Below are 23,987 nucleotides of genomic sequence, written 5' to 3' on the forward strand. Positions count from 1 at the left end.
TTCGGCTTGCTCGCCCTGTCGGGAGAGCAAGGGCATGACGGGATCGGGTGCGGCGGGTCAGGGGAGCCAGGGAGTCACCGGGTACGCGGCCCCGGGGCCGCGGAGGCAGCGCGGCAGCGGGAATCAGCACGTACGGGTGTTCAGGGCCGCCAGAGCCACGGCGCCGCGTCCGGGCCGAGGCCCACCACCAGTGGGCCCTGCGGACCGTGGTGCAGCACCGCGCCCGTCAGGGCCACCGGGCCGGTCGTCCGGCTCAGCACCTTCCCGGCGAGCCGTAGCTGTACGTGGCCCAGGTCGTCCTTGCCGAGCAGTACCGGACCGGCGGCCGGGCCCGCCGCGCCACCGATCCGTACCGTCGTGGCCCGGTTCGTGGCGGGCTTGCGGTAGACGACGTCGACGCCGGCGCCGCCCGGAACCGGTACCGCGGTGGGCGAGTCGCCCGGGGACCTCAGCGCCGGTTCCTGCCGCAGAACGCCGTCCACCCAGTGATGCACGGTGTCCAGGCCGGATGCGAAGACATGGACGGCGCCGGCCCGGTCGGCCACGGCCGCGAATCCGTCCTGGATCTCGTCGCCTCCGAGGTCCTGCCACGCACCCCAGCCGCCGTCCGCGGCGCGCACGCGGGTGCTGATGCCCTTGTCCGCGTTGCGTACGAACAGATGGACCCGGCCGTCGGACGCGGCGACGGCCACGGGGGAGCCGATGCGACGCCCCCGGTCCTTCTGCCTCTCCGGATTGCCCAGGCCGGTCCACGCGCTGAAGTGCCCGCCCGGAGCCCGCTGTTCGAGAAGCACGATCTCTCGGCGGCCCGGTCCGCCGCGGCCACCGAGCGACGCGAAGCGCAGCGCGAACAGCAACTGCCTGCCGTCCTTCAGCGTGGCCGCGCCGAGCACCGGCCCCAGCGGTCCGCCCCCGAGGTCGTCGGGCGCGGCCCACTCCCCGCTGCCCGGTGCGGTCTCGCGCCAGCGCACGGCGCGCAGCCCGAGTACGCCGTACGCCACGAGCCGCCCGTCCGGTTCGGTGGCCACGGCGGTACGCGGGCCGGGATGGCGGTAGTGGGTCGAACGGACCCAGCCCTTGTGGTTGGTCAGGGGACGGCCCTGGCCGACGTTGTAGTCGCCGCAGCTGGCCGCGTTGCCGCAGTCCCAGTCGGGGTGGCCGCCGTACGGGACGAGGTGGCCGGCCTTCTCCAGCAGCACCCGCTCCGGCAGGTTCTTCGGCCAGTGGCGGTTGTAGTAGCCGCGGTAGGCCGTGGCGACGAAAGGCGGGACGTCGTCGCCCCGCTCGGTGCTCTCGGCGACCCAGCGGGCCATCGACTTCCAGGCGAACAGCGCCACCGCGGTGTGGTCGGCGTGGTCGGAGTAGCCCGGCTGCTCGCTGTCCCTGCGGCGGGTGGCGTCGTCACTGTGCTGGAGGTCGGGGTCGGGGTCCAGTGTCTGGATGACGGTCGGCCGGTGCCGGTCCATCAGACCGGCGAGTGCGCCGGTGAGGTCGTCGTGGTCGTACGATCCGGTCTCGCGCAGCGGCGAGTCGTCGGCCACCACTGTCCGCAGCGAAAGGCCCCTGGCCTTCCAGAGGGCCGGCAGGCCCATCCGTCCCTGCGGGGTGTGCATGGCGAGGTTGAGGAAGACCAGCTCGACCACCCGGCGGCCGTTCGCGAGGGTGTTGGTCTCGGCCCGCAGGCCGCCGCGCAGGGTGACGACGGTCTTGCGCCACGCGGTGAACGGGGGGAGGCCGAGCATCGTGGCGTATGCCTGTCGCAGGCCCTGATGGCGGGCGGAGGAGTAGGCGGTCCTGTCGGCGGCCGGGCGCGGCTCGCCGGGGATCCTGTTGACCCCGTCGGCCTCGCCCGCGGTGACGTACACGCAGACCAGGGGCACCCCGGCGTCGAGGCAGCGCTGGGTGTCCGGGTTCATGAAGTACAGGTCGTCGTCCGGGTGGGCGAGGATCTGCATGAGCAGGGCGGTGCGCGAGAGTGCGATCGGCTTGCCGGGCGCCGGGTCGGCGGTGGGGCCCGCGTATCGGGGAGCGGGCGCCGTACAGCCGGTGGCGGTGAGACCGGCGACGGCGGCGGCCGAGGCCAGCAGAAGCCGTCTGGACATACCGGAACCCCGTGAAGCGCGCACCGCTGTTTCCCCCGTCAGCCACACCGCAGCGGACGGTCCCCCCGGGCTGCGTTCCTATGATCCGTGCTGCTTGACGAAGAAACGGGCGCGAAGGTTGCCCCGTATACCGCTCGAAAGGGCCACTGTGACGAGCGGCACGCCGTGGGCGACGACCCTGGTCAGACGTGCGATGCGCCCGCGGCGCGCTCGCAGCCGTCGCACGTCTGCAACGGGTCCGGCCGAACCGATGGCGGGACGCGCGGAAGGACCGGCAGCGGCGGTGGCAGCAGCGCGGTGAGGCGGTGGCGGTGGGCTGTCCATGGCTCGGCCGGCAGAGGCCCTGTGCTGAGGGGCGAGGTCCGGACCCCGTCGCCCGGCGTGCGGAGCCGAGGTGATCTGCGGCATGGTCGTTTCTGCACGGACGTGCGAGCGCAGCGGACCGGGGCCTGGGGGGTGGCGTGGCTTGACACGCAACCCCCGCGGGGTAATCTCTCCGGCCGCGATTGGCGCGCGGTGTGCCCCATATGGCACACTGACCAGGTTGCTCGGTTGAGTGCCGATGCTGCGCGCCTCCCGCCGGGAGGACCGGAAGCGAGTCCCACAGTACTCGTCGCCTTATCTGCCTCCTGGGCAGCACTGAGGCGGACGTACGGGAATCTTCCGGGAAGTGTCAGCGGGGTACCAGCCAGGCACTCGGTGGGTGTTCTTCCCCCGATGCGTGGTCAATGGCCCGCACCCCCTTGGCAGGGAATTTCTTCGGAAATTGCTTTGGAGGGAGTGCGACACGCCCGACCGCGTGGGTCGGAGGGGGAGCGGTGCTGGTGATCAGCACAGCGTGCCGGGTTCCAGAGCGTTTCGAGAGACAGGACTACTAGTAGCCATGGCGGGACAGAAGATCCGCATCCGGCTCAAGGCCTACGACCACGAGGTCATCGACTCTTCGGCGAAGAAGATCGTCGAGACGGTGACTCGCACTGGTGCGTCGGTCGCGGGCCCGGTGCCGCTGCCCACTGAGAAGAACGTGTACTGCGTCATCAAGTCGCCGCACAAGTACAAGGACTCGCGCGAGCACTTCGAGATGCGCACGCACAAGCGCCTGATCGACATCCTCGACCCGACGCCCAAGACCGTTGACTCGTTGATGCGCCTGGACCTTCCGGCCGGCGTTGACATCGAGATCAAGCTCTGAGAGGCGCGGAGAAGATGGCTAAGCAGATCAAGGGCGTCCTGGGCGAGAAGCTCGGCATGACCCAGGTCTGGGACGAGAACAACCGTGTCGTCCCGGTGACCGTCGTCAAGGCCGGGCCCTGCGTCGTTACCCAGGTCCGCAAGAACGACATCGACGGCTACGAGTCGGTCCAGATCGCCTTCGGCGAGATCGACCCGCGCAAGGTGAACAAGCCCCTCAAGGGCCACTTCGCCAAGGCCGACGTGACCCCGCGCCGCCACCTGGTGGAGCTCCGTACCTCCGACGCCAGCGAGTACTCGCTCGGCCAGGAGATCACTGCCGAGGTGTTCGAGTCCGGCGTCAAGGTCGACGTCACGGGCAAGAGCAAGGGCAAGGGCTTCGCCGGTGTCATGAAGCGTCACAACTTCAAGGGCCTCGGCGCCGGTCACGGTACCCAGCGCAAGCACCGCTCGCCCGGCTCCATCGGTGGCTGTGCCACCCCTGGTCGCGTGTTCAAGGGCATGCGCATGGCGGGCCGCATGGGCAACGAGCGGGTCACCACCCAGAACCTGACCATCCACGCGGTTGACGCGGAGAAGGGCCTGCTCCTCATCAAGGGCGCGGTTCCCGGTCCGAACGGCGGCCTCGTCCTCGTCCGCACTGCGGCCAAGGGGGTCTGAGGACTATGAGCACCATTGACATTCTGTCGCCCTCCGGCGACAAGTCCGGGACGGTAGAGCTCCCGGCCGAGATCTTCGACGCCAAGGTCAGCATCCCGCTGATCCACCAGGTCGTCGTGGCGCAGCTGGCCGCCGCCCGTCAGGGCACGCACAAGGTCAAGCGTCGTGGCGAGGTCCGAGGCGGTGGCCGCAAGCCTTACCGCCAGAAGGGCACCGGCCGCGCGCGCCAGGGTTCGACCCGTGCGCCGCAGTTCGCCGGCGGTGGCGTTGTCCACGGCCCCACGCCGCGTGACTACTCGCAGCGGACCCCGAAGAAGATGAAGGCCGCCGCCCTGCGCGGTGCCCTCAGCGACCGGGCCCGCCACAGCCGTATCCACGTCGTCTCCGGCGTGGTCGACGGTGCGGTTTCCACCAAGGCCGTGAAGAACCTGCTGGGCAAGATCAGCGAGCGCCCCCGCGTGCTCCTGGTCGTCGAGCGGGCCGACGAGGCCGCGTGGCTTTCCGCCCGCAACCTGCCCCAGGTGCACCTCCTGGAGCCGGGCCAGCTGAACACGTACGACGTGCTCGTCTCTGACGACGTGGTCTTCACGCAGGCTGCCTTCGAGTCCTTCGTGGCCGGTCCGGCAGTGTCTGCCAAGGCCGTCGCCTCCGAGGTTGAGCTCGAAGGGAGCGACGCCTGATGAGCGAGGCAACTGCAGCGGTCGTCACCAGCAAGACCTACACGGACCCCCGTGACATTCTGGTCAAGCCGGTGGTCTCCGAGAAGAGCTACGCGCTGCTGGACGAGAACAAGTACACGTTCGTCGTCGACCCGCGTGCCAACAAGACCCAGATCAAGCAGGCCGTCGAGGCGGTCTTCTCGGTCAAGGTCACCGGGGTCAACACGATCAACCGTCAGGGCAAGCGCAAGCGCACCCGCACCGGTTTCGGCAAGCGCGCCAACACCAAGCGCGCCATCGTGACCCTTGCCGAGGGCGACCGTATCGACATCTTCGGCGGCCAGGTCTCCTAACGGAGTCCTAGTCGTCCGGAATCGGACGAGGACTGAGAAATGGGTATCCGCAAGTACAAGCCGACGACCCCGGGCCGTCGTGGCTCCAGCGTCGCCGACTTTGTCGAGATCACGCGGTCCACGCCGGAGAAGTCGCTGGTCCGCCCTCTGCACAGCAAGGGCGGCCGTAACAACGCCGGTCGTGTGACCGTTCGCCACCAGGGCGGTGGCCACAAGCGCGCCTACCGAGTGATCGACTTCCGTCGTCACGACAAGGACGGCGTGCCGGCCAAGGTCGCGCACATCGAGTACGACCCGAACCGCACCGCGCGCATCGCGCTTCTGCACTACGCAGACGGCGAGAAGCGCTACATCATCGCCCCGGCCAAGCTGAGCCAGGGCGACCGGATTGAGAACGGCCCTGGCGCCGACATCAAGCCGGGCAACAACCTCCCGCTCCGCAACATCCCGGTCGGTACCACGATCCACGCGATCGAGATCCGTCCCGGTGGTGGCGCCAAGTTCGCCCGCTCTGCCGGTTCTTCCGTGCAGCTGCTGGCGAAGGAGGGCCAGTACGCCCACCTGCGTATGCCGTCCGGTGAGGTCCGCCTTGTCGACGTCCGCTGCCGCGCCACTGTTGGCGAGGTCGGCAACGCCGAGCAGTCGAACATCAACTGGGGCAAGGCCGGCCGTATGCGCTGGAAGGGCGTTCGCCCGACCGTCCGCGGTGTCGCGATGAACCCGGTTGACCACCCGCACGGTGGTGGTGAGGGCAAGACCTCCGGTGGTCGCCACCCGGTCAGCCCGTGGGGTCAGAAGGAGGGTCGTACTCGTTCGCCGAAGAAGGCGTCCAACAAGTACATCGTCCGCCGCCGCAAGACGAACAAGAAGCGCTAGGAGCGGGTTTAGATGCCGCGCAGTCTCAAGAAGGGGCCCTTCGTCGACGACCACCTCATCAAGAAGGTGGACGTACAGAACGAAGCCGGCTCCAAGAACGTCATCAAGACCTGGTCCCGTCGCTCGATGATCATCCCGGCGATGCTGGGTCACACCATCGCGGTGCACAACGGCAAGACGCATGTCCCGGTGTTCGTCACCGAGTCCATGGTCGGCCACAAGCTCGGCGAGTTTGCGCCGACCCGCACCTTCCGCGGCCACGTCAAGGACGACCGCAAGTCGAAGCGCCGCTAAGGCGGGGTGCGAAGACTATGAACGACACCGAAGGGACAACCATGGAAGCCAGGGCCCAGGCGCGGTACATCCGCGTCACGCCCATGAAGGCCCGCCGCGTGGTGGACCTCATCCGTGGCATGGATGCCACGGAGGCCCAGGCGGTCCTGCGTTTCGCCCCGCAGGCCGCCAGCGTGCCGGTCGGCAAGGTGCTTGACAGCGCCATTGCCAACGCCGCGCACAACTACGACCACACGGACGCCTCCTCGCTGGTCATCAGCGAGGCGTACGTCGACGAGGGCCCGACCCTGAAGCGGTTCCGTCCGCGTGCTCAGGGCCGTGCCTACCGGATCCGCAAGCGGACCAGCCACATCACCGTGGTCGTCAGCAGCAAGGAAGGAACCCGGTAATGGGCCAGAAGGTAAACCCGCACGGGTTCCGGCTCGGTATCACCACGGACTTCAAGTCCCGTTGGTACGCCGACAAGCTGTACAAGGACTACGTCAAGGAAGACGTCGCCATCCGTCGGATGATGACGTCCGGCATGGAGCGCGCCGGCATCTCGAAGGTTGAGATCGAGCGCACCCGTGACCGCGTGCGGGTGGACATCCACACCGCGCGTCCCGGCATCGTCATCGGCCGCCGTGGCGCCGAGGCCGACCGCATCCGCGGCGACCTCGAGAAGCTGACGGGCAAGCAGGTCCAGCTGAACATCCTCGAGGTCAAGAACCCCGAGATGGACGCTCAGCTGGTTGCTCAGGCCGTTGCCGAGCAGCTCTCCTCCCGCGTCTCCTTCCGTCGCGCCATGCGCAAGAGCATGCAGGGCACGATGAAGGCCGGCGCCAAGGGCATCAAGATCCAGTGCGGTGGCCGTCTCGGCGGCGCCGAGATGTCCCGCTCGGAGTTCTACCGCGAGGGCCGTGTGCCCCTGCACACGCTCCGCGCGAACGTCGACTACGGCTTCTTCGAGGCCAAGACGACCTTCGGCCGTATCGGCGTGAAGGTCTGGATCTACAAGGGCGACGTCAAGAACATCGCCGAAGTCCGCGCCGAGAACGCTGCGGCCCGTGCGGGTAACCGCCCGGCCCGTGGTGGCGCGGGCGACCGTCCGGCCGGTGGCCGTGGTGGTCGTGGTGGCGAGCGTGGCGGCCGCGGCCGCAAGCCGCAGCAGTCCGCGCCGGCTGCCGAGGCCCCCAAGGCCGAGGCTCCCGCCGCCGCTGCTCCGGCTGAGAGCACTGGAACGGAGGCCTGACCGACATGCTGATCCCTCGTAGGGTCAAGCACCGCAAGCAGCACCACCCCAAGCGCAGCGGTATGGCGAAGGGTGGCACTGAGGTCGCATTCGGCGAGTACGGCATCCAGGCGCTGACCCCGGCGTACGTGACGAACCGCCAGATCGAGGCTGCTCGTATCGCGATGACCCGCCACATCAAGCGTGGCGGCAAGGTCTGGATCAACATCTACCCGGACCGTCCGCTCACCAAGAAGCCTGCCGAGACCCGCATGGGTTCCGGTAAGGGTTCTCCCGAGTGGTGGATCGCGAACGTCAAGCCCGGTCGGGTGATGTTCGAGCTGTCCTACCCGAACGAGAAGATTGCTCGTGAGGCGCTTACCCGCGCTGCTCACAAGCTTCCGATGAAGTGCCGGATTGTTCGGCGCGAGGCAGGTGAGTCGTGATGGCGGCCGGTATCAAGGCGACCGAGCTGCGTGAGCTTAATGACGAGGAACTCGTCATCAAGCTTCGCGAGGCGAAGGAAGAGCTGTTCAAGCTCCGCTTCCAGGCGGCGACCGGGCAGCTCGAGAACAACGGCCGGCTCAAGTCCGTCCGTAAGGACATCGCCCGGATCTACACCCTGATGCGTGAGCGCGAGCTGGGCATCGAGACGGTGGAGAGCGCCTGATGAGCGAGAAGAATGTGACTGAGACGACTGAGCAGCGCGGTTTCCGCAAGACCCGTGAGGGTCTGGTCGTCAGCGACAAGATGGACAAGACCGTCGTCGTCGCTGTCGAGGACCGCGTCAAGCACGCGCTGTACGGCAAGGTCATCCGCCGTACGAACAAGCTCAAGGCGCACGACGAGGCCAACGCCGCGGGCGTCGGCGACCGCGTTCTCCTGATGGAGACCCGGCCGCTGTCCGCGACGAAGCGGTGGCGCGTCGTCGAGATCCTCGAGAAGGCCAAGTAATTACTTGAGGGGTTTCCCTCAAGTCGGTTCCGCCAGGCTCGGCAGGGGCTTCACTCGCTTGCACAAGCACAGTGAAGCCCCTGCCGGGAACCGGCAGACAATCAGGAGATAGACGTGATCCAGCAGGAGTCGCGACTGCGTGTCGCCGACAACACTGGTGCCAAGGAAATCCTTTGCATCCGTGTTCTCGGTGGCTCGGGTCGCCGCTACGCGGGCATCGGTGACGTCATTGTCGCCACCGTCAAGGACGCGATCCCCGGTGGCAACGTGAAGAAGGGTGACGTCGTCAAGGCGGTCATCGTTCGCACCGTCAAGGAGCGTCGTCGTCAGGACGGCTCGTACATCCGCTTCGACGAGAACGCCGCCGTCATTCTGAAGAACGACGGCGACCCTCGCGGCACCCGTATCTTCGGCCCGGTGGGCCGTGAGCTGCGCGAGAAGAAGTTCATGAAGATCATCTCGCTCGCGCCGGAGGTGCTGTAAGCATGAAGATCAAGAAGGGCGACCTGGTTCAGGTCATCACCGGTAAGGACAAGGGCAAGCAGGGCAAGGTCATCGTGGCCATCCCTACTGAGAACCGCGTCCTCGTCGAGGGTGTCAACCGGGTCAAGAAGCACACCAAGGCCGGCCAGACCGCTCGTGGTTCGCAGACCGGTGGCATCGTGACGACCGAGGCCCCGATCCACGTCAGCAACGTTCAGCTGGTTGTGGAGAAGGACGGCAAGAAGGTCGTCACCCGCGTCGGCTACCGCTTTGACGACGAGGGCAACAAGATCCGCGTTGCCAAGCGGACCGGTGAGGACATCTGATGACTGCCACCACCAACGCGCCGCGCCTCAAGCTGCGCTACCGCGAGGAAATCGCCGGCAAGCTGCGTGAGGAGTTCTCCTACGAGAACGTCATGCAGGTCCCCGGCCTGGTCAAGATCGTGGTCAACATGGGTGTGGGCGACGCCGCCCGCGACTCCAAGCTGATCGATGGCGCCATCCGCGACCTCACCACGATCACCGGCCAGAAGCCGGCCGTCACCAAGGCCCGCAAGTCCATCGCGCAGTTCAAGCTGCGTGAGGGTCAGCCGATCGGCTGCCACGTCACCCTCCGCGGTGACCGCATGTGGGAGTTCCTGGACCGTACGCTGTCGCTCGCGCTGCCGCGTATCCGTGACTTCCGTGGCCTGTCGCCGAAGCAGTTCGACGGCCGTGGCAACTACACCTTCGGTCTCACGGAGCAGGTCATGTTCCACGAGATCGACCAGGACAAGATCGACCGGGTCCGGGGCATGGACATCACCGTGGTCACCACGGCGACCAACGACGACGAGGGTCGTGCCCTCCTTCGTCACCTCGGCTTCCCGTTCAAGGAGAACTGACCGTGGCGAAGAAGTCTCTGATCGCTAAGGCCGCCCGCAAGCCCAAGTTCGGTGTGCGCGCGTACACCCGCTGCCAGCGCTGTGGCCGTCCGCACTCCGTGTACCGCAAGTTCGGCCTGTGCCGCGTGTGCCTTCGTGAGATGGCTCACCGTGGCGAGCTGCCGGGCGTGACCAAGAGCTCCTGGTAATCCAGTACTGCCCTTTGGGCGTACGGATTTCCAGAGGCTCTCGGTAAGTATCTGGTCGGCGGGAGCCCGCCCTCGCATGCCGTAGGCTTGCGGGGTTGGGCGCCCGCCGCCCTGACCGACTTACTACGCCGTAGGTCCCCGCACCGCACCCGTCCCGACACTGATCGGGGAGAGGGATGGCGCATACAGGAAACCCCGGCGAGAGAGGCCGAAGGCCAATTCATGACCATGACTGATCCCATCGCAGACATGCTCACGCGTCTGCGTAACGCGAACTCGGCGTACCACGACACCGTCGTGATGCCGCACAGCAAGATCAAGTCGCACATCGCGGAGATCCTCCAGCAGGAGGGCTTCATCACCGGCTGGAAGGTCGAGGACGCCGAGGTCGGCAAGAACCTCGTCCTCGAGCTGAAGTTCGGCCCGAACCGCGAGCGCTCGATCGCCGGCATCAAGCGGATTTCGAAGCCGGGTCTGCGCGTGTACGCGAAGTCCACCAACCTGCCGAAGGTCCTCGGCGGCCTGGGCGTGGCGATCATCTCCACGTCCCACGGTCTCCTGACCGGCCAGCAGGCCAGCAAGAAGGGCGTAGGTGGGGAAGTCCTCGCCTACGTCTGGTAGTCGGGAACGGAGGAAAAGCTAATGTCGCGAATCGGCAAGCTCCCCATCCAGGTTCCCGCCGGTGTGGACGTCACCATCGACGGTCGCACGGTTGCGGTGAAGGGCCCCAAGGGTTCCCTCTCCCACACCGTTGCCGCTCCGATCGAGGTCACCAAGGGTGAGGACGGCGTTCTGAACGTGGTCCGCCCGAACGACGAGCGTCAGAACAAGGCCCTTCACGGCCTGTCCCGCACGCTGGTGGCGAACATGATCACCGGCGTGACCCAGGGATACAGCAAGGCGCTCGAGATCAGCGGTGTCGGTTACCGCGTCCAGGCGAAGGGCTCCAACCTGGAGTTCGCCCTGGGCTACAGCCACCCGATCGTCGTTGAGGCCCCCGAGGGCATCACCTTCAAGGTTGAGTCCCCGACCAAGCTCAGCGTCGAGGGCATCGACAAGCAGAAGGTCGGCGAGGTCGCCGCCAACATCCGCAAGCTGCGGAAGCCCGACCCGTACAAGGCCAAGGGCGTCAAGTACGCGGGCGAGGTCATCCGCCGCAAGGTCGGAAAGGCGGGTAAGTAAGCCATGGCATACGGTGTAAAGATCGCCAAGGGTGACGCGTACAAGCGCGCTGCCATCAAGCGTCGCCACATCCGCGTGCGCAAGCACGTCTCCGGTACGCCGGAGCGTCCGCGCCTGGTCGTGACGCGCTCCAACCGCCACATCGTGGCCCAGGTCATCGACGACATCGCGGGCCACACGCTCGCGTCGGCGTCGACCCTGGACACCTCGATCCGTAGCGGCGAGGGTGACAAGAGCGCCCAGGCCCAGCAGGTCGGTTCCCTGGTCGCCGAGCGCGCCAAGGCCGCCGGCGTCGAGGCCGTCGTGTTCGACCGTGGTGGCAACAGGTACGCCGGGCGCATTGCCGCTCTGGCTGACGCCGCCCGCGAAGCCGGGCTGAAGTTCTAAGCCCCGGTTCCGGGACTAACGGACGTAACAGAGAGAGGTAAATCCAATGGCTGGACCCCAGCGCCGCGGAAGCGGTGCCGGTGGCGGCGAGCGGCGGGACCGGAAGGGTCGCGACGGTGGCCCTGCCGCCGAGAAGACCGCCTATGTTGAGCGCGTTGTCGCGATCAACCGCGTTGCCAAGGTTGTCAAGGGTGGTCGCCGCTTCAGCTTCACCGCGCTGGTCGTGGTGGGCGACGGTGACGGCACCGTAGGTGTCGGATACGGCAAGGCCAAGGAAGTTCCCGCGGCCATCGCCAAGGGCGTGGAAGAGGCCAAGAAGAACTTCTTCAAGGTTCCGCGTATTCAGGGCACCATCCCGCACCCGATCCAGGGCGAGAAGGCTGCGGGCGTCGTCCTGCTCAAGCCGGCTTCCCCCGGTACCGGTGTTATCGCCGGTGGCCCGGTGCGCGCGGTGCTCGAGTGCGCCGGCGTTCACGACATCCTGTCGAAGTCCCTGGGCTCCGACAACGCGATCAACATCGTGCACGCGACCGTGGCGGCCCTCAAGGGCCTGCAGCGTCCCGAGGAGATCGCGGCCCGCCGTGGTCTGCCGCTCGAGGACGTCGCCCCCGCGGCTCTGCTTCGTGCACGTGCGGGAGCGGGTGCGTAATGGCCCGTCTCAAGATCACGCAGACGAAGTCGTACATCGGCAGCAAGCAGAACCACCGCGACACCCTGCGTTCGCTCGGGCTCAAGCGCCTGAACGACGTAGTTGTCAAGGAGGACCGTCCCGAGTTCCGCGGCATGGTGCACACCGTCCGCCACCTCGTGACGGTTGAGGAGGTCGACTGACATGGCGGAGCAGAACCCGCTGAAGGTCCACAACCTCCGTCCTGCCCCGGGCGCCAAGACCGCCAAGACCCGTGTGGGTCGTGGTGAGGCGTCCAAGGGTAAGACCGCAGGTCGTGGTACCAAGGGCACCAAGGCCCGTTACCAGGTTCCGGAGCGCTTCGAGGGTGGGCAGATGCCCCTCCACATGCGTCTCCCGAAGCTCAAGGGCTTCAAGAACCCGTTCCGCACCGAGTACCAGGTCGTGAACCTGGACAAGCTCGGCGCTCTCTACCCCGAGGGTGGAGAGGTCACGGTGGCCGACTTGGTCGCCAAGGGCGCGGTGCGCAAGAACAGCCTCGTCAAGGTCCTGGGCCAGGGCGAGATCTCCGTGGCGCTGCAGGTGACGGTTGACGCCGTCTCCGGCTCCGCCAAGGAGAAGATTGCCGCTGCCGGCGGCACCGTCACCGAGCTCGTCTGAGACGAGTTCGATGGCTGAAAGCTAGAAACACCGACCGGGGATGCCTCCCAAAAGGGGCATCCCCGGTTGGTCGTTCCTACGTGGGCATGGTCGCCGGTAAGGTGGCGTGCACTGTTGCTGTATTCAAGGGGGCCCCGGCTCCCGGACTGCGCGGTCTGCTGACTTGGATCGCGCGGATTTTGATTGATTCGTATTCGTCGATCCTCAAGACCGTCACCTCTGACGCAGTAGCGCGGGGGTCGCAGGAGGCACCGTGCTCACCGCGTTCGCCCGGGCGTTCAAGACGCCCGACCTGCGCAAGAAGCTGCTCTTCACACTCGGCATCATCGTGCTGTTCCGGCTCGGGGCCCATGTCCCGATTCCCGGTGTCAGCTACGAGAATGTACAGATCTGTGTGAACCAGGCCCAGTCCGGCAACAACCTCGTGGGTCTGGTCAACCTGTTCAGCGGTGGCGCGCTGCTTCAGATCACGATCTTTGCGCTCGGCATCATGCCGTACATCACGGCGAGCATCATCCTGCAGCTGTTGACCGTGGTCATTCCGCGGCTGGAGGCCCTCAAGAAGGAGGGACAGTCCGGCACCGCGAAGATCACCCAGTACACGCGTTATCTGACGATCGCCCTCGCGATCCTGCAGGGCACCGGCCTGGTGGCCACCGCCCGCAGCGGCGCGCTGTTCCAGGGCTGCCCGGCCGCCACCGAGATCGTGCCCGACCAGTCGATCTTCGTCACCGTCACGATGGTCATCACGATGACCGCGGGTACGGCGATGGTCATGTGGCTCGGCGAGCTGATCACGGACCGCGGTATCGGCAACGGCATGTCGATCCTGATGTTCATCTCGATCGCCGCCGGCTTCGTGAGCGCGCTGTGGGCCATCAAGCTGCAGGGCAAGATCGCCGATGGCTGGGTCGAGTTCGGCATCGTGATTCTGGTGGGGCTCGCCATGGTGGCCCTGGTGGTCTTCGTGGAGCAGGCACAGCGCCGCATCCCGGTGCAGTACGCGAAGCGCATGATCGGTCGCCGGTCCTACGGAGGTACATCGACGTACATTCCGTTGAAGGTGAACCAGGCGGGTGTGATTCCCGTCATCTTCGCCTCGTCGCTGCTCTTCATCCCGATGCTGATCGTTCAGTTCAGTGGCAACAAGTCCACGGGCTGGTCGGCCTGGATCCAGCAGAACTTCGTCGACGGCAAGCCGATTTACATCGCCACGTACTTCCTGTTGATCGTGTTCTTCGCCTTCTTCTATGTGGCGATCTCGTTCAACCCCGACGAAGTCGCGGACAACATGAAGAAGTATGGTGGGTTCATCCCGGGCATCCGGGCTGGCCGACCTACTGCTGAGTACCTGAGCTACGTGCTCAACCGGATCACCTGGCCGGGGTCGCTGTACCTGGGTCTGATTGCTCTCGTGCCGACGATGGCGTTGGCGGGCTTCGGCGCGAACCAGAACTTCCCCTTCGGCGGGACGAGCATCCTCATCATCGTGGGTGTGGGACTGGAGACCGTGAAGCAGATCGAGAGCCAGCTCCAGCAGCGCAATTACGAAGGGTTCCTCCGCTGATGCGAATCGTCCTCGTCGGGCCGCCTGGTGCCGGCAAGGGAACGCAGGCCGCGTTCCTTGCCAAAAACCTGTCGATCCCGCACATCTCCACGGGCGACCTCTTCCGCGCCAACATCAGTCAGGGCACTGAGCTCGGCAAGCAGGCGAAGGCGTACATGGACGCCGGGAACCTGGTCCCTGACGAGGTGACCATCGGGATGGCGCAGGACCGGCTCGAGCAGCCGGACGCCGCCGACGGCTTCCTGCTGGACGGTTTTCCGCGGAATGTGCGCCAGGCGGAGGCGCTCGACAGGTACCTCGCCGAGAAGGGCATCGCCCTCGACGGCGTGCTCGACCTCGAAGTTCCCGAGGAAGAGGTCGTCAAGCGCATCGCCGGCCGCCGTACCTGCCGCAAGGACAGTTCGCACACCTTCCACGTCGAGTACAAGAAGCCCGAGGCCGACGGCGTGTGCGACACGTGCGGGGGCGAGCTTTACCAGCGGGGCGACGACAGCGAGGAAACGGTCCGCAACCGTCTCGACGTCTACCACCGTGAGACCGAGCCGATCATCGACTACTACAAGCAGCAGGATCTTGTGTCGACGATCTCTGCGCTCGGCCCCGTGGCGGAAGTGACGCAGCGGGCGATGGACGCTCTGAAGAAGCCCGCCAAGGGCTGAGCAGTACCGCAGTACCAATAGTCCGGCCGCGGTGTCCGATGGACGCCGCGGCCGTACTGTTGAGCAAAGATACGACGGACGCGGAAGGCAAATGGCCATGGTGGAGATCAAGACCCCGGAGCAGATCGCGAAGATGCGCGAGGCGGGGTTGGTCGTCGCCGCTATCCATGCGGCGACCCGCGAGGCGGCCGTTCCCGGCGCCACCACGAAAGATCTGGACGAGGTCGCCCGCAAGGTCCTCGCCGACCACGGCGCCAAGTCGAACTTCCTCGGCTACGGCGGCTTCCCGGCCACCATCTGCACCTCGGTCAACGAAGTCGTCGTCCACGGCATCCCGGACGACAAGACCGTCCTCAAGGACGGCGACATCATCTCCATCGACGCCGGCGCGATCATCGACGGCTGGCACGGCGACGCCGCGTACACCGCCTTCGTCGGCACCGGCCACGCCCCCGAGCTGGTCGAGCTCTCCCGGGTGACCGAGGAGTCGATGTGGGCCGGCATCGCGGCGATGAAGAACGGCAACCGGCTGGTCGACATCTCCAAGGCGATCGAGTCGTACATCCGCCGCCAGCCCCGGCCGGCCACCGGCAAGTACGGGATCATCGAGGATTACGGCGGCCACGGGATCGGCTCCGAGATGCACATGGACCCGCATCTGCTGAACTACGTCACACGCAAGCGCGGCAAGGGCATCAAGCTCGGTCCGGGTGTGTGCCTGGCCATCGAGCCGATGGTGAGCCTCGGCACACCGGAGACCGAGGTGCTCGCCGACGACTGGACCGTCATCACCACGGACGGCACCTGGTCGTCGCACTGGGAGCACTCGATCGCCCTCACCGAAGAGGGCCCGCTGGTGCTGACCGCCCCCGACTGCGGCAGGGCGAAGCTCGCCGAGTACGGAATCACGGCGGCGCCGGACCCTCTTGCTTAACGATCTGTCGTGTGGGGCAGACTTTCCCGATTCGTCTTTCAGGATGCCCTGACGTAGACTGACTCGTCGGCTCCCGTGCATCCGTGCGTCCGCATGTCTGCGGGGGAGCTGATCAAGGTAGCCGATTCGAAAGGCGAAGCGTGGCCAAGAAGCAAGGTGCCATCGAAATCGAGGGCACCGTGATCGAGTCCCTCCCGAACGCCATGTTCAAGGTGGAACTCCAGAACGGTCACAAGGTCCTCGCGCACATCAGCGGCAAGATGCGTATGCACTACATCCGCATCCTCCCCGATGACAGGGTCGTGGTGGAGCTCTCTCCGTACGACCTGACGCGTGGCCGGATCGTCTACCGATACAAGTAGATCTTGTCCCCACATCCCGCTTCGGCGTGGGTGGTGGCACTGACCCGGAGAACCTGACATCCCATGAAGGTCAAGCCGAGCGTCAAGAAGATCTGCGACAAGTGCAAGGTGATCCGCCGTCACGGCCGGGTCATGGTCATCTGCGACAACCTGCGCCACAAGCAGCGCCAGGGCTGACGCACGACCACCTGTACCTCGCAGTTCTTCGCGCGACGCATAGCAATTCGTACATACGCAGAACCCGTCCAAGCCACGGCTGACGACACCTCCGGCGGGGGCCGGGGACCCGGACGTACCACCTCTCTCACAGTGAGGTCGGCGGCCGGGAGTGGTTCTGCGGAAGACCCCCGAACACACAGGAGCCATTGAATGGCACGCGTTTCCGGTGTTGACATCCCGCGCGAAAAGCGTGTGGAGGTCGCACTCACCTACGTCTTCGGCATCGGCCGCACCCAGTCGAAGGCGACTCTCGCCGCCACTGGTGTGAACCCGAACACCCGCGTTCGTGACCTGGCCGAAGAGGACCTGGTCAAGATCCGCGAGTACGTGGACGCCAACCTCAAGACCGAGGGTGACCTCCGTCGCGAGATCCAGGCCGACATCCGCCGCAAGGTCGAGATCGGCTGCTACCAGGGTCTCCGTCACCGCCGTGGCCTGCCGGTCCACGGTCAGCGCACCAGCACCAACGCTCGCACCCGCAAGGGCCCGCGTCGCGCCATCGCCGGTAAGAAGAAGCCGGGCAAGAAGTAGTCCTCAGCGGACGCTGTTCAGCGGTCTTCGCTGTAGGACCGACCACCTCCACGCAGGAGTAAAGACATGCCTCCTAAGGGCCGTCAGGGCGCAGCCAAGAAGGTGCGCCGCAAGGAAAAGAAGAACGTCGCTCACGGGCACGCCCACATCAAGAGCACGTTCAACAACACGATCGTCTCGATCACCGACCCCTCGGGCAACGTGATCTCCTGGGCCTCCGCCGGCCACGTCGGCTTCAAGGGCTCGCGCAAGTCCACTCCCTTCGCCGCGCAGATGGCTGCCGAGTCGGCCGCCCGCCGCGCGCAGGAGCACGGCATGCGCAAGGTCGACGTCTTCGTCAAGGGTCCCGGCTCCGGCCGTGAGACCGCGATCCGCTCCCTCCAGGCCACCGGCCTCGAGGTCGGCTCGATCCAGGACGTCACCCCCACCCCGCACAACGGCTGCCGCCCGCCGAAGCGCCGCCGCGTCTGACCCCTCTCGCGGGGTTCGGTTTTTCGGGCGGTACGGCGCTTCGGTGCCGTGCCGCCCGTACCCTTGCAGTACAAGCGGGCGTCAAATAGTGGGCGCCCACAACTGAAGGATTTCCATCATGCTTATCGCTCAGCGTCCCTCGCTGACCGAAGAGGTCGTCGACGAGTACCGCTCCCGGTTCGTGATCGAGCCGCTGGAGCCGGGCTTCGGCTACACCCTCGGTAACTCCCTGCGCCGTACGCTCCTCTCCTCGATCCCCGGCGCTGCTGTCACCAGCATCCGGATCGACGGTGTCCTGCACGAGTTCACCACCGTGCCGGGCGTCAAGGAGGACGTCACCGACCTCATTCTGAACATCAAGCAGCTGGTCGTCTCCTCGGAGCACGACGAGCCGGTCGTGATGTACCTGCGCAAGCAGGGCCCCGGCCTGGTCACCGCTGCCGACATCGCCCCGCCGGCCGGTGTCGAGGTCCACAACCCGGACCTGGTCCTGGCCACGCTGAACGGCAAGGGCAAGCTCGAGATGGAGCTGACCGTCGAGCGCGGCCGCGGCTACGTCTCCGCCGTGCAGAACAAGCAGCTGGGCCAGGAGATCGGCCGTATTCCGGTCGACTCCATCTACAGCCCGGTCCTCAAGGTCACCTACAAGGTCGAGGCGACCCGAGTCGAGCAGCGCACCGACTTCGACAAGCTGATCGTCGACGTCGAGACCAAGCAGGCCATGCGCCCGCGTGACGCCATGGCGTCCGCCGGTAAGACCCTGGTCGAGCTGTTCGGTCTGGCCCGCGAGCTCAACATCGACGCCGAGGGCATCGACATGGGCCCGTCCCCGACGGACGCCGCGCTCGCCGCCGATCTGGCGCTGCCGATCGAGGAGCTCGAGCTCACGGTCCGTTCGTACAACTGCCTCAAGCGCGAGGGCATCCACTCCGTGGGTGAGCTCGTCGCCCGCTCCGAGGCCGACCTGCTCGACATCCGCAACTTCGGTGCGAAGTCGATCGACGAGGTCAAGGCGAAGCTGGCCGGCATGGGCCTGGCGCTCAAGGACAGCCCGCCCGGATTCGACCCGACCGCCGCCGCGGACGCCTTCGGCGCCGACGACGACGCGGACGCCGGTTTCGTCGAGACCGAGCAGTACTGAAACTTCGGCTGGGCAACCGTCCAGCCGGAACTGACACCGGTACCTGATACGGCCGGTGCAGATATGAAGGAGTAACACATGCCGAAGCCCGCCAAGGGTGCCCGTCTGGGCGGCAGCGCCGCGCACGAGCGTCTGCTTCTCGCGAACCTCGCGAAGTCGCTGTTCGAGCACGGCCGCATCACCACGACCGAGGCCAAGGCCCGCCGCCTGCGTCCGGTCGCCGAGCGCCTGATCACCAAGGCGAAGAAGGGCGACATCCACAACCGTCGCCTGGTGCTGCAGACGATCACGGACAAGAGCATCGTGCACACGCTGTTCACCGAGATCGCCCCGCGGTACGAGAACCGCCCCGGTGGTTACACCCGCATCACGAAGATCGGCAACCGTCGTGGCGACAACGCCCCGATGGCGGTCATCGAGCTGGTCGAGGCGCTGACCGTGGCCCAGCAGGCCACCGGTGAGGCCGAGGCCGCGACCAAGCGTGCGGTCAAGGAAGACGCCCTCAAGAAGGACGAGGCTCCGGCCGAGACCGTCGAGGACGCCAAGCCCGCCGAGGCTGCTGCCGAGGAGTCCAAGGACGCCTGAGCGTTCTGAGACCACTGGCCGGGCCCGCATCACCCTTCGGGGCGGTGCGGGCCCGTTCTGGTGTGGAGAGGTTCGAGAGGATCGCAGGGTGAGTGACGAAGTGCAGCCCGGTTTCGTACGGGTGCGGCTGGACCTTTCGTACGACGGGAAGGACTTCTCGGGCTGGGCGAAGCAGCGGGAGCGGCGCACCGTGCAGGGCGAGCTGGAGTCCGCGCTGCAGACCGTCATGCGGCTGCCCGACCCGGTGGAGCTGACCGTCGCGGGACGTACGGACGCGGGCGTCCACGCGCGTGGGCAGGTGGCCCAGGCCGACCTTCCGGAGGCCGTCTGGGCCGAGCACGCGGACAAGCTGCTGAGGCGGCTCGCAGGGCGGCTGCCGCACGATGTTCGGGTGTGGAAGGTGGCCGAGGCGCCGGCGGGCTTCAACGCGCGCTTCTCGGCGATCTGGCGCCGGTACGCGTACCGGGTCGGCGACCACAAGGGCGGCGTCGATCCTCTGAGGCGCGGTCATGTGCTGTGGCACAACTGGCCGTTGGACGTGGACGCGATGAACGCGGCCTCGCAGCAGCTGCTGGGGGAGCACGACTTCGCCGCCTACTGCAAGAAGCGCGAGGGCGCGACGACCATCCGTACGCTCCAGCAGCTCGGTTGGGAGCGAGGGACGGACGGGATCATCACCGCCACCGTGCGGGCCGACGCGTTCTGCCACAACATGGTCCGCTCGCTGGTCGGCGCGCTGCTGTACGTCGGCGACGGGCACCGGCCGGCGGACTGGCCGGGCCGGGTGCTGGCCGCGGGCGTACGGGACCCCGCCGTACACGTCGTACGGCCGCACGGCCTGACGCTGGAGGAAGTCGGCTACCCGGCAAACGAGTTGCTGGCCGCGCGCAGCCGTGAGGCCCGTAACGTGCGGACGCTACCCGGCGCTGCTGCCGGCTGCTGCTGAGGCCTGGCTGCGGCCGCGCTGCACGATCTGCTGGAAGGTGAACTCGGCGAGGTCGTCGCCCGCCTGGAAGACCGCGCTGTCGCCCTTGGTGACGTTCTTGCCGTTGGTGAAGCCGCCTACGGTGAAGTAGGCGTACCGGCCGTAGGAGTTGGTGGTCTTGCGGCAGACCGCCCCGCCGCGGCAGAACGTCGGGACACCCGAGCCGGAGAGCGAGGCGAGCCCGCCGCTCGCCTGCTCCTTGGCCTTCTCGGCCTGGGCCTCGGTGTCGAAGACCGCGACGCCGACGGTGACGGCCACGCCCTCCCTGGTGTAGGTGGCGCGGATGACCTGCGCGCAGCCGTTGTTCGCCAGGACCGCCCCCAGCGCGCCCTGGGTGGCCGAGGAGCAGCCGGTGGTGCGGCTGGTCGGGCCCTTCGCGTAGACGCGGTCGCCCATCGTGAGCTTCTTGCCCGGGTACAGGCCGGCCGCGCTGAGCGGCGCCTTGTCCTTCTTCGAGCTGGAGATGAAGTCGTGCGGGTCGGGCGGGGGCGGCGGCGCGACGGAGGAGAAGGACGGGCCGGGCTGCGCGGTGTTGCTCGGCAGCTCCTCCGGAGCGGGCAGCTCGGTCGCGGCCTTGTCGTTCCGGCTGTTGCCGCTGTTCGTGGACACGATCGCGGTCGCCACGATGCCGACGATCGCGGCTGTCGCCAGCGCGCCGCCGCCGATCCAGAGGAATTTCTTGCGGCGGTTGCGCGCGGCGGAGGCGTCTGCCAGCGCGGCCCAGTCCGGAGTGTTCGATCCGAACGGTTCCTGCGGTCCCCCGGAGCCCCACGAAGGCCCCCCTTGCCCAAAGCTCATGCGGCGCAGTCTACGGCCGTGGGCCGGGGGCCTGTCCCCGGGGCGATACAGAATTGGGTTGGGTGAGGGCGGTGCCTGCGGTGACAATGCGGACCATGGGACATCTCGAAGCCGGGCATCTGGAGTACTACCTCCCGGACGGGCGGGTGCTCCTCGGGGATGCCTCGTTCCGCGTGGGGGAGGGGGCCGTGGTCGCCCTCGTGGGGGCGAACGGTGCCGGCAAGACGACACTGCTGCGGCTGATCTCCGGGGAGTTGCAGCCGCACGGCGGGAGCGTGACGGTCAGCGGCGGTCTGGGGGTGATGCCCCAGTTCGTGGGATCGGTGCGGGATGAGCGCACGGTCCGGGACCTGCTGGTGTCGGTCGCGCAGCCGCGGATCCTGGAGGCGGCCAACGCCGTCGACGAGGCCGAGCACGCCATCATGGCCCGGGACGACGAGGCGGCGCAGATGGCGTACGCCCAGGCGCTCAGCGACTGGGCCGAGGTGCGCGGGTACGAGGCCGAGACGCTCTGGGACATCTGTACGACGGCCGCGCTGGGCGTGCCGTACGAGAAGGCGCAGTGGCGCCAGGTGCGGACGCTCTCCGGAGGCGAGCAGAAGCGGCTGGTGCTGGAGGCGCTGCTGCGCGGACCGGACGAGGTGCTGCTGCTCGACGAGCCGGACAACTACCTGGACGTACCGGGGAAGCGGTGGCTCGAGGAGCGGCTGAAGGAGACCCGCAAGACGGTGCTCTTCGTCTCGCACGACCGGGAGCTGCTGGCCAGGTCGGCCGAGAAGATCGTGAGCGTGGAGCCGGGGGCCGCGGGCAGCGATGTGTGGGTGCACGGCAGCGGCTTCGCCACGTACCACGAGGCGCGCAAGGAGCGTTTCGCGCGCTTCGAGGAGCTGAAGCGGCGCTGGGACGAGGAGCACGCGCGGCTGCGGGCGCTGGTGCTGCGGCTGCGGAACCAGGCGGCGATCAGCCCCGACATGGCCTCCCGCTACCGGGCCATGCAGACACGGTTCAAGAAGTTCGAGGAGGCCGGTCCGCCGCCGGAGCCGCCGCGTGAGCAGGAGATCACCATGCGGCTGCGCGGCGGGCGCACGGGCGTGCGGGCCGTGACGTGTGCGCAGCTCGAGCTGACGGGCCTGATGAAACCGTTCGACCTGGAGATCTTCTACGGAGAGCGGGTCGCGGTGCTGGGGTCGAACGGCTCCGGAAAGTCGCACTTCCTGCGACTGCTGGCGGGAGAGCCGGTGGCCCATACGGGGCAGTGGAAACTGGGCGCCCGGGTGGTGCCCGGTCACTTCGCGCAGACCCACGCCCATCCGGAACTGCTGGGGCGGACGCTGGTCGACATCCTGTGGACCGAGCACGCCAAGGACCGCGGCGGGGCGATGTCCGTGCTGCGGCGGTACGAGCTCGAGCGACAGGGCGACCAGCTGTTCGAGAAACTCTCGGGCGGTCAGCAGGCGCGATTCCAGATCCTGCTGCTGGAGCTGGCGGGCACGACCGCCCTGCTGCTGGACGAGCCGACGGACAACCTGGACCTGGAGTCGGCGGAGGCCTTGCAGGACGGCCTGGAGGTGTACGACGGCACGGTGCTGGCCGTGACGCACGACCGCTGGTTCGCGAAGTCCTTCGACCGGTATCTCGTGTTCGGCTCGGACGGGGTCGTACGGGAGACCGCCGAGCCGGTGTGGGACGAGCGGCGGGTCGAGCGCACCCGGTAGCGGCGGAGCGCACGCGGTGACGGCTTGGTTCGTGTCGGCAGTCGGCGGCGGATGCGAGCCGCCCTAGCATTCGGCGCATGAAGACGGATAAAGCAGACAATTCGCCGCTGGTGCTGGAGTGGCTGCTGCGGCCCGCCTCCTGGGTCTGCCGTGCCGCTGTCAGCGCCATCCTGCTCGTTGTCCTCATGTCCGTGGCACTTCGGGCCTGGGACGGGGGGATGGACAACGCCTTCGTTGTGAGGGCCGCCGACGCGCTGCTCGAAGGCCGCTCGCCGTACGCCGACAAGCGGTTCCTGTACCTTCCCAGTGCCGTGCTCGCCGCCGTGCCCGAGGCGCTGCTGCCCCTGCGGGTGCTGCGGATGCTCGTCCCCTCGCTGATCATGGGTCTGCTGCTCGCAGGGTGGGGTTTCGCGCTGCGGATCTTCTCAGTGCCGCTGGGCAGCCGGTTCGCGGCGCTGGGGCTCGCCGGGCTGGCCCTCGGGTTCGTGCCGTTCGGCAACCTCGTCCTGCTGGGGAACTGGACGGCGGTGTCCGCGGCCGCGCTGCCGCTCGCGCTGCTGCTCGCGCACCGGTCCCGCTGGGTCGCGGCCGGGCTGGTCATCGGGGTGGCGATCGCCTTCAAGCCGATGCTCGTACCCATCGGCCTGCTGTTCGTCTTCGCCCGCCAGTGGCGCGGCCTCGCGGTGGCGGTACTGCTGCCGGCCGCGGCCTCCGTGCTGGGGGCGCTGGTCATGCCGAACCCCACCTTCTTCTTCACCCGCACGCTGCCGTTCCTGCTGAACGGCCAGGACGACTTCGCGCTGATCTGGGACGCCTCCCCGGTCGCGGTCCTGCCGCGGCTCGGAGTGCCGCGCCCCGCGGCCTTCCTGATCGCCGCCCTGGCTGCGGCCGCCGGCGTGTGGTGCGCCTGGCGGCGCTGGCGGCGGGCCGACTCGGGGCCGCTGCGGATCGTGGAGACCGGCACGATGCTGATGCTCGCGGCGTTCCTGGTGTCCAGGCCGTCCTTCGACCACTACCTGATGGTGGTACTGCCGCTGCTGCTCGCCTCCGGCGCGGCAGCGTGCTCGGCGCCCCGTTCGCCCTGGTTCTGGATCGCACTCGTGCCGCAGGTCGGCGGCTTCTACTGGCCGTACGTCACGGAGCCGCCCACCCGCCGCGCCTTCAAGGACCTGGCCACCTTGTGCGTACTGGCCCTCACCGTCATGTGGTGCTGCCTGCGGCCGCGGCGCGCTACCGTGGTGAGGACGGAGCAGCCGGCGACACCGGAGGCCACTGTGGTGGCGGCCCGGACGCCGTTTTGACCCGTA

The 23,987-nt window shown here is 67.5% G+C and carries 35 protein-coding genes; 33 read left to right on the top strand and 2 right to left on the bottom strand.

What is annotated here, in order from left to right; genetic code table 11:
* Positions 1-140: 140 nt before the first annotated feature.
* The gene (locus tag AB0M62_RS07210) at positions 141-2,102 is read right to left on the bottom strand and encodes a PIG-L family deacetylase (RefSeq protein ID WP_366073116.1); all 1,962 of its coding nucleotides are present in this window, start codon (positions 2,100-2,102) and stop codon (positions 141-143) included.
* Between the two features lie 883 nt (positions 2,103-2,985).
* Here AB0M62_RS07210 and rpsJ point away from each other — a divergent pair.
* The 31 genes from rpsJ (at position 2,986) to truA (ending at position 20,128) form a co-directional block, all read left to right on the top strand.
* On the top strand, positions 2,986-3,294 hold the full coding sequence (gene rpsJ / locus AB0M62_RS07215; protein WP_003948644.1) for a 30S ribosomal protein S10: 309 nt from the start codon (positions 2,986-2,988) through the stop codon (positions 3,292-3,294).
* 14 nt (positions 3,295-3,308) lie between these two features.
* Positions 3,309-3,953, top strand: a complete 645-nt coding sequence (rplC, locus tag AB0M62_RS07220; protein ID WP_366073117.1) for a 50S ribosomal protein L3 — start codon at positions 3,309-3,311, stop codon at positions 3,951-3,953.
* Positions 3,954-3,958: 5 nt separating this feature from the next.
* Positions 3,959-4,633 (top strand): 50S ribosomal protein L4, encoded by a 675-nt coding sequence (gene rplD, locus AB0M62_RS07225; protein ID WP_366073118.1) that lies wholly within the window; start codon positions 3,959-3,961, stop codon positions 4,631-4,633.
* Positions 4,633-4,965: a 50S ribosomal protein L23 gene (gene rplW, locus AB0M62_RS07230; protein ID WP_366073119.1), complete on the top strand. Its 333-nt coding sequence runs from the start codon at positions 4,633-4,635 to the stop codon at positions 4,963-4,965. The genes rplD and rplW overlap by 1 nt, the downstream gene beginning before the upstream one ends.
* Positions 4,966-5,004: 39 nt before the next feature.
* Entirely contained in the window at positions 5,005-5,841 is an 837-nt protein-coding gene (gene rplB, locus AB0M62_RS07235; protein WP_366073120.1) for a 50S ribosomal protein L2, read from the top strand.
* A 12-nt stretch (positions 5,842-5,853) separates the two neighbouring features.
* Positions 5,854-6,135 carry a 30S ribosomal protein S19 gene (rpsS, locus tag AB0M62_RS07240; protein WP_254372691.1) on the top strand — a complete coding sequence of 94 codons (282 nt, stop codon included), beginning with the start codon at positions 5,854-5,856 and terminating at the stop codon, positions 6,133-6,135.
* 41 nt (positions 6,136-6,176) lie between these two features.
* Entirely contained in the window at positions 6,177-6,524 is a 348-nt protein-coding gene (gene rplV, locus AB0M62_RS07245; RefSeq protein ID WP_004571827.1) for a 50S ribosomal protein L22, read from the top strand.
* The gene (rpsC, locus tag AB0M62_RS07250; protein ID WP_366073121.1) at positions 6,524-7,366 is read left to right on the top strand and encodes a 30S ribosomal protein S3; all 843 of its coding nucleotides are present in this window, start codon (positions 6,524-6,526) and stop codon (positions 7,364-7,366) included. The genes rplV and rpsC overlap by 1 nt, the downstream gene beginning before the upstream one ends.
* Positions 7,367-7,371: 5 nt before the next feature.
* The gene (gene rplP, locus AB0M62_RS07255; RefSeq protein WP_119286204.1) at positions 7,372-7,791 is read left to right on the top strand and encodes a 50S ribosomal protein L16; all 420 of its coding nucleotides are present in this window, start codon (positions 7,372-7,374) and stop codon (positions 7,789-7,791) included.
* On the top strand, positions 7,791-8,015 hold the full coding sequence (rpmC, locus tag AB0M62_RS07260) for a 50S ribosomal protein L29 (protein WP_254372693.1): 225 nt from the start codon (positions 7,791-7,793) through the stop codon (positions 8,013-8,015). The genes rplP and rpmC overlap by 1 nt, the downstream gene beginning before the upstream one ends.
* On the top strand, positions 8,015-8,299 hold the full coding sequence (gene rpsQ, locus AB0M62_RS07265) for a 30S ribosomal protein S17 (RefSeq protein ID WP_366073122.1): 285 nt from the start codon (positions 8,015-8,017) through the stop codon (positions 8,297-8,299). Before rpmC ends, rpsQ begins: the two co-directional genes overlap by 1 nt.
* A 114-nt stretch (positions 8,300-8,413) precedes the next feature.
* Complete coding sequence (gene rplN / locus AB0M62_RS07270; RefSeq protein WP_003956455.1) at positions 8,414-8,782, top strand: 50S ribosomal protein L14; 369 nt, start codon at positions 8,414-8,416, stop codon at positions 8,780-8,782.
* Positions 8,783-8,784: 2 nt separating this feature from the next.
* Positions 8,785-9,108, top strand: a complete 324-nt coding sequence (gene rplX, locus AB0M62_RS07275) for a 50S ribosomal protein L24 (protein ID WP_366073123.1) — start codon at positions 8,785-8,787, stop codon at positions 9,106-9,108.
* Positions 9,108-9,668, top strand: coding sequence for a 50S ribosomal protein L5 (gene rplE / locus AB0M62_RS07280; RefSeq protein WP_366073124.1), 561 nt, complete (start codon positions 9,108-9,110; stop codon positions 9,666-9,668). Before rplX ends, rplE begins: the two co-directional genes overlap by 1 nt.
* 2 nt (positions 9,669-9,670) lie before the next feature.
* Positions 9,671-9,856, top strand: a complete 186-nt coding sequence (locus AB0M62_RS07285; protein WP_030368403.1) for a type Z 30S ribosomal protein S14 — start codon at positions 9,671-9,673, stop codon at positions 9,854-9,856.
* A gap of 222 nt (positions 9,857-10,078) precedes the next feature.
* Positions 10,079-10,477, top strand: coding sequence for a 30S ribosomal protein S8 (gene rpsH, locus AB0M62_RS07290; RefSeq protein WP_366073125.1), 399 nt, complete (start codon positions 10,079-10,081; stop codon positions 10,475-10,477).
* Between the two features lie 21 nt (positions 10,478-10,498).
* A complete protein-coding gene (gene rplF / locus AB0M62_RS07295; protein ID WP_366073126.1) occupies positions 10,499-11,038 on the top strand; it encodes a 50S ribosomal protein L6 in 540 nt (179 codons plus the stop codon).
* 3 nt (positions 11,039-11,041) lie between these two features.
* Complete coding sequence (rplR, locus tag AB0M62_RS07300) at positions 11,042-11,425, top strand: 50S ribosomal protein L18 (protein WP_366073127.1); 384 nt, start codon at positions 11,042-11,044, stop codon at positions 11,423-11,425.
* Positions 11,426-11,471: 46 nt separating this feature from the next.
* Entirely contained in the window at positions 11,472-12,074 is a 603-nt protein-coding gene (gene rpsE, locus AB0M62_RS07305) for a 30S ribosomal protein S5 (protein ID WP_254372698.1), read from the top strand.
* Positions 12,074-12,256 (top strand): 50S ribosomal protein L30, encoded by a 183-nt coding sequence (gene rpmD / locus AB0M62_RS07310; RefSeq protein WP_005313525.1) that lies wholly within the window; start codon positions 12,074-12,076, stop codon positions 12,254-12,256. Before rpsE ends, rpmD begins: the two co-directional genes overlap by 1 nt.
* Position 12,257: 1 nt before the next feature.
* A complete protein-coding gene (rplO, locus tag AB0M62_RS07315) occupies positions 12,258-12,713 on the top strand; it encodes a 50S ribosomal protein L15 (protein ID WP_114037182.1) in 456 nt (151 codons plus the stop codon).
* Positions 12,714-12,966: 253 nt separating this feature from the next.
* On the top strand, positions 12,967-14,280 hold the full coding sequence (secY, locus tag AB0M62_RS07320) for a preprotein translocase subunit SecY (protein ID WP_366073128.1): 1,314 nt from the start codon (positions 12,967-12,969) through the stop codon (positions 14,278-14,280).
* On the top strand, positions 14,280-14,939 hold the full coding sequence (locus tag AB0M62_RS07325; RefSeq protein ID WP_366073129.1) for an adenylate kinase: 660 nt from the start codon (positions 14,280-14,282) through the stop codon (positions 14,937-14,939). Before secY ends, AB0M62_RS07325 begins: the two co-directional genes overlap by 1 nt.
* A 97-nt stretch (positions 14,940-15,036) precedes the next feature.
* Positions 15,037-15,873: a type I methionyl aminopeptidase gene (gene map, locus AB0M62_RS07330; RefSeq protein ID WP_366073130.1), complete on the top strand. Its 837-nt coding sequence runs from the start codon at positions 15,037-15,039 to the stop codon at positions 15,871-15,873.
* A gap of 140 nt (positions 15,874-16,013) precedes the next feature.
* A complete protein-coding gene (gene infA, locus AB0M62_RS07335; protein WP_003956442.1) occupies positions 16,014-16,235 on the top strand; it encodes a translation initiation factor IF-1 in 222 nt (73 codons plus the stop codon).
* 63 nt (positions 16,236-16,298) lie between these two features.
* On the top strand, positions 16,299-16,412 hold the full coding sequence (gene rpmJ, locus AB0M62_RS07340; protein WP_003956441.1) for a 50S ribosomal protein L36: 114 nt from the start codon (positions 16,299-16,301) through the stop codon (positions 16,410-16,412).
* Positions 16,413-16,604: 192 nt separating this feature from the next.
* On the top strand, positions 16,605-16,985 hold the full coding sequence (rpsM, locus tag AB0M62_RS07345) for a 30S ribosomal protein S13 (protein ID WP_254372702.1): 381 nt from the start codon (positions 16,605-16,607) through the stop codon (positions 16,983-16,985).
* A 66-nt stretch (positions 16,986-17,051) separates the two neighbouring features.
* Positions 17,052-17,456, top strand: coding sequence for a 30S ribosomal protein S11 (gene rpsK / locus AB0M62_RS07350; RefSeq protein ID WP_003956432.1), 405 nt, complete (start codon positions 17,052-17,054; stop codon positions 17,454-17,456).
* Positions 17,457-17,574: 118 nt separating this feature from the next.
* A complete protein-coding gene (locus tag AB0M62_RS07355) occupies positions 17,575-18,597 on the top strand; it encodes a DNA-directed RNA polymerase subunit alpha (RefSeq protein WP_010473911.1) in 1,023 nt (340 codons plus the stop codon).
* 78 nt (positions 18,598-18,675) lie between these two features.
* Positions 18,676-19,182: a 50S ribosomal protein L17 gene (gene rplQ, locus AB0M62_RS07360; protein ID WP_254372703.1), complete on the top strand. Its 507-nt coding sequence runs from the start codon at positions 18,676-18,678 to the stop codon at positions 19,180-19,182.
* An 88-nt stretch (positions 19,183-19,270) separates the two neighbouring features.
* Positions 19,271-20,128 carry a tRNA pseudouridine(38-40) synthase TruA gene (truA, locus tag AB0M62_RS07365; RefSeq protein ID WP_366073131.1) on the top strand — a complete coding sequence of 286 codons (858 nt, stop codon included), beginning with the start codon at positions 19,271-19,273 and terminating at the stop codon, positions 20,126-20,128.
* Here truA and AB0M62_RS07370 read toward each other — a convergent pair.
* Positions 20,099-20,965, bottom strand: a complete 867-nt coding sequence (locus tag AB0M62_RS07370; protein ID WP_366073132.1) for a hypothetical protein — start codon at positions 20,963-20,965, stop codon at positions 20,099-20,101. The genes truA and AB0M62_RS07370 overlap by 30 nt on opposite strands.
* Positions 20,966-21,051: 86 nt before the next feature.
* Between AB0M62_RS07370 and AB0M62_RS07375 the strand changes: the two genes are divergently transcribed.
* Both AB0M62_RS07375 and AB0M62_RS07380 read left to right on the top strand, forming a co-directional pair.
* Positions 21,052-22,680, top strand: coding sequence for an ATP-binding cassette domain-containing protein (locus tag AB0M62_RS07375; RefSeq protein WP_366073296.1), 1,629 nt, complete (start codon positions 21,052-21,054; stop codon positions 22,678-22,680).
* A 77-nt stretch (positions 22,681-22,757) separates the two neighbouring features.
* Positions 22,758-23,981, top strand: a complete 1,224-nt coding sequence (locus tag AB0M62_RS07380; RefSeq protein WP_366073133.1) for a glycosyltransferase family 87 protein — start codon at positions 22,758-22,760, stop codon at positions 23,979-23,981.
* The last annotated feature ends 6 nt before the right edge of the window (positions 23,982-23,987 follow it).

Origin of the sequence: Streptomyces sp. NPDC051219 (genome assembly GCF_040682335.1) — a bacterium.
Taxonomy (GTDB): domain Bacteria; phylum Actinomycetota; class Actinomycetes; order Streptomycetales; family Streptomycetaceae; genus Streptomyces.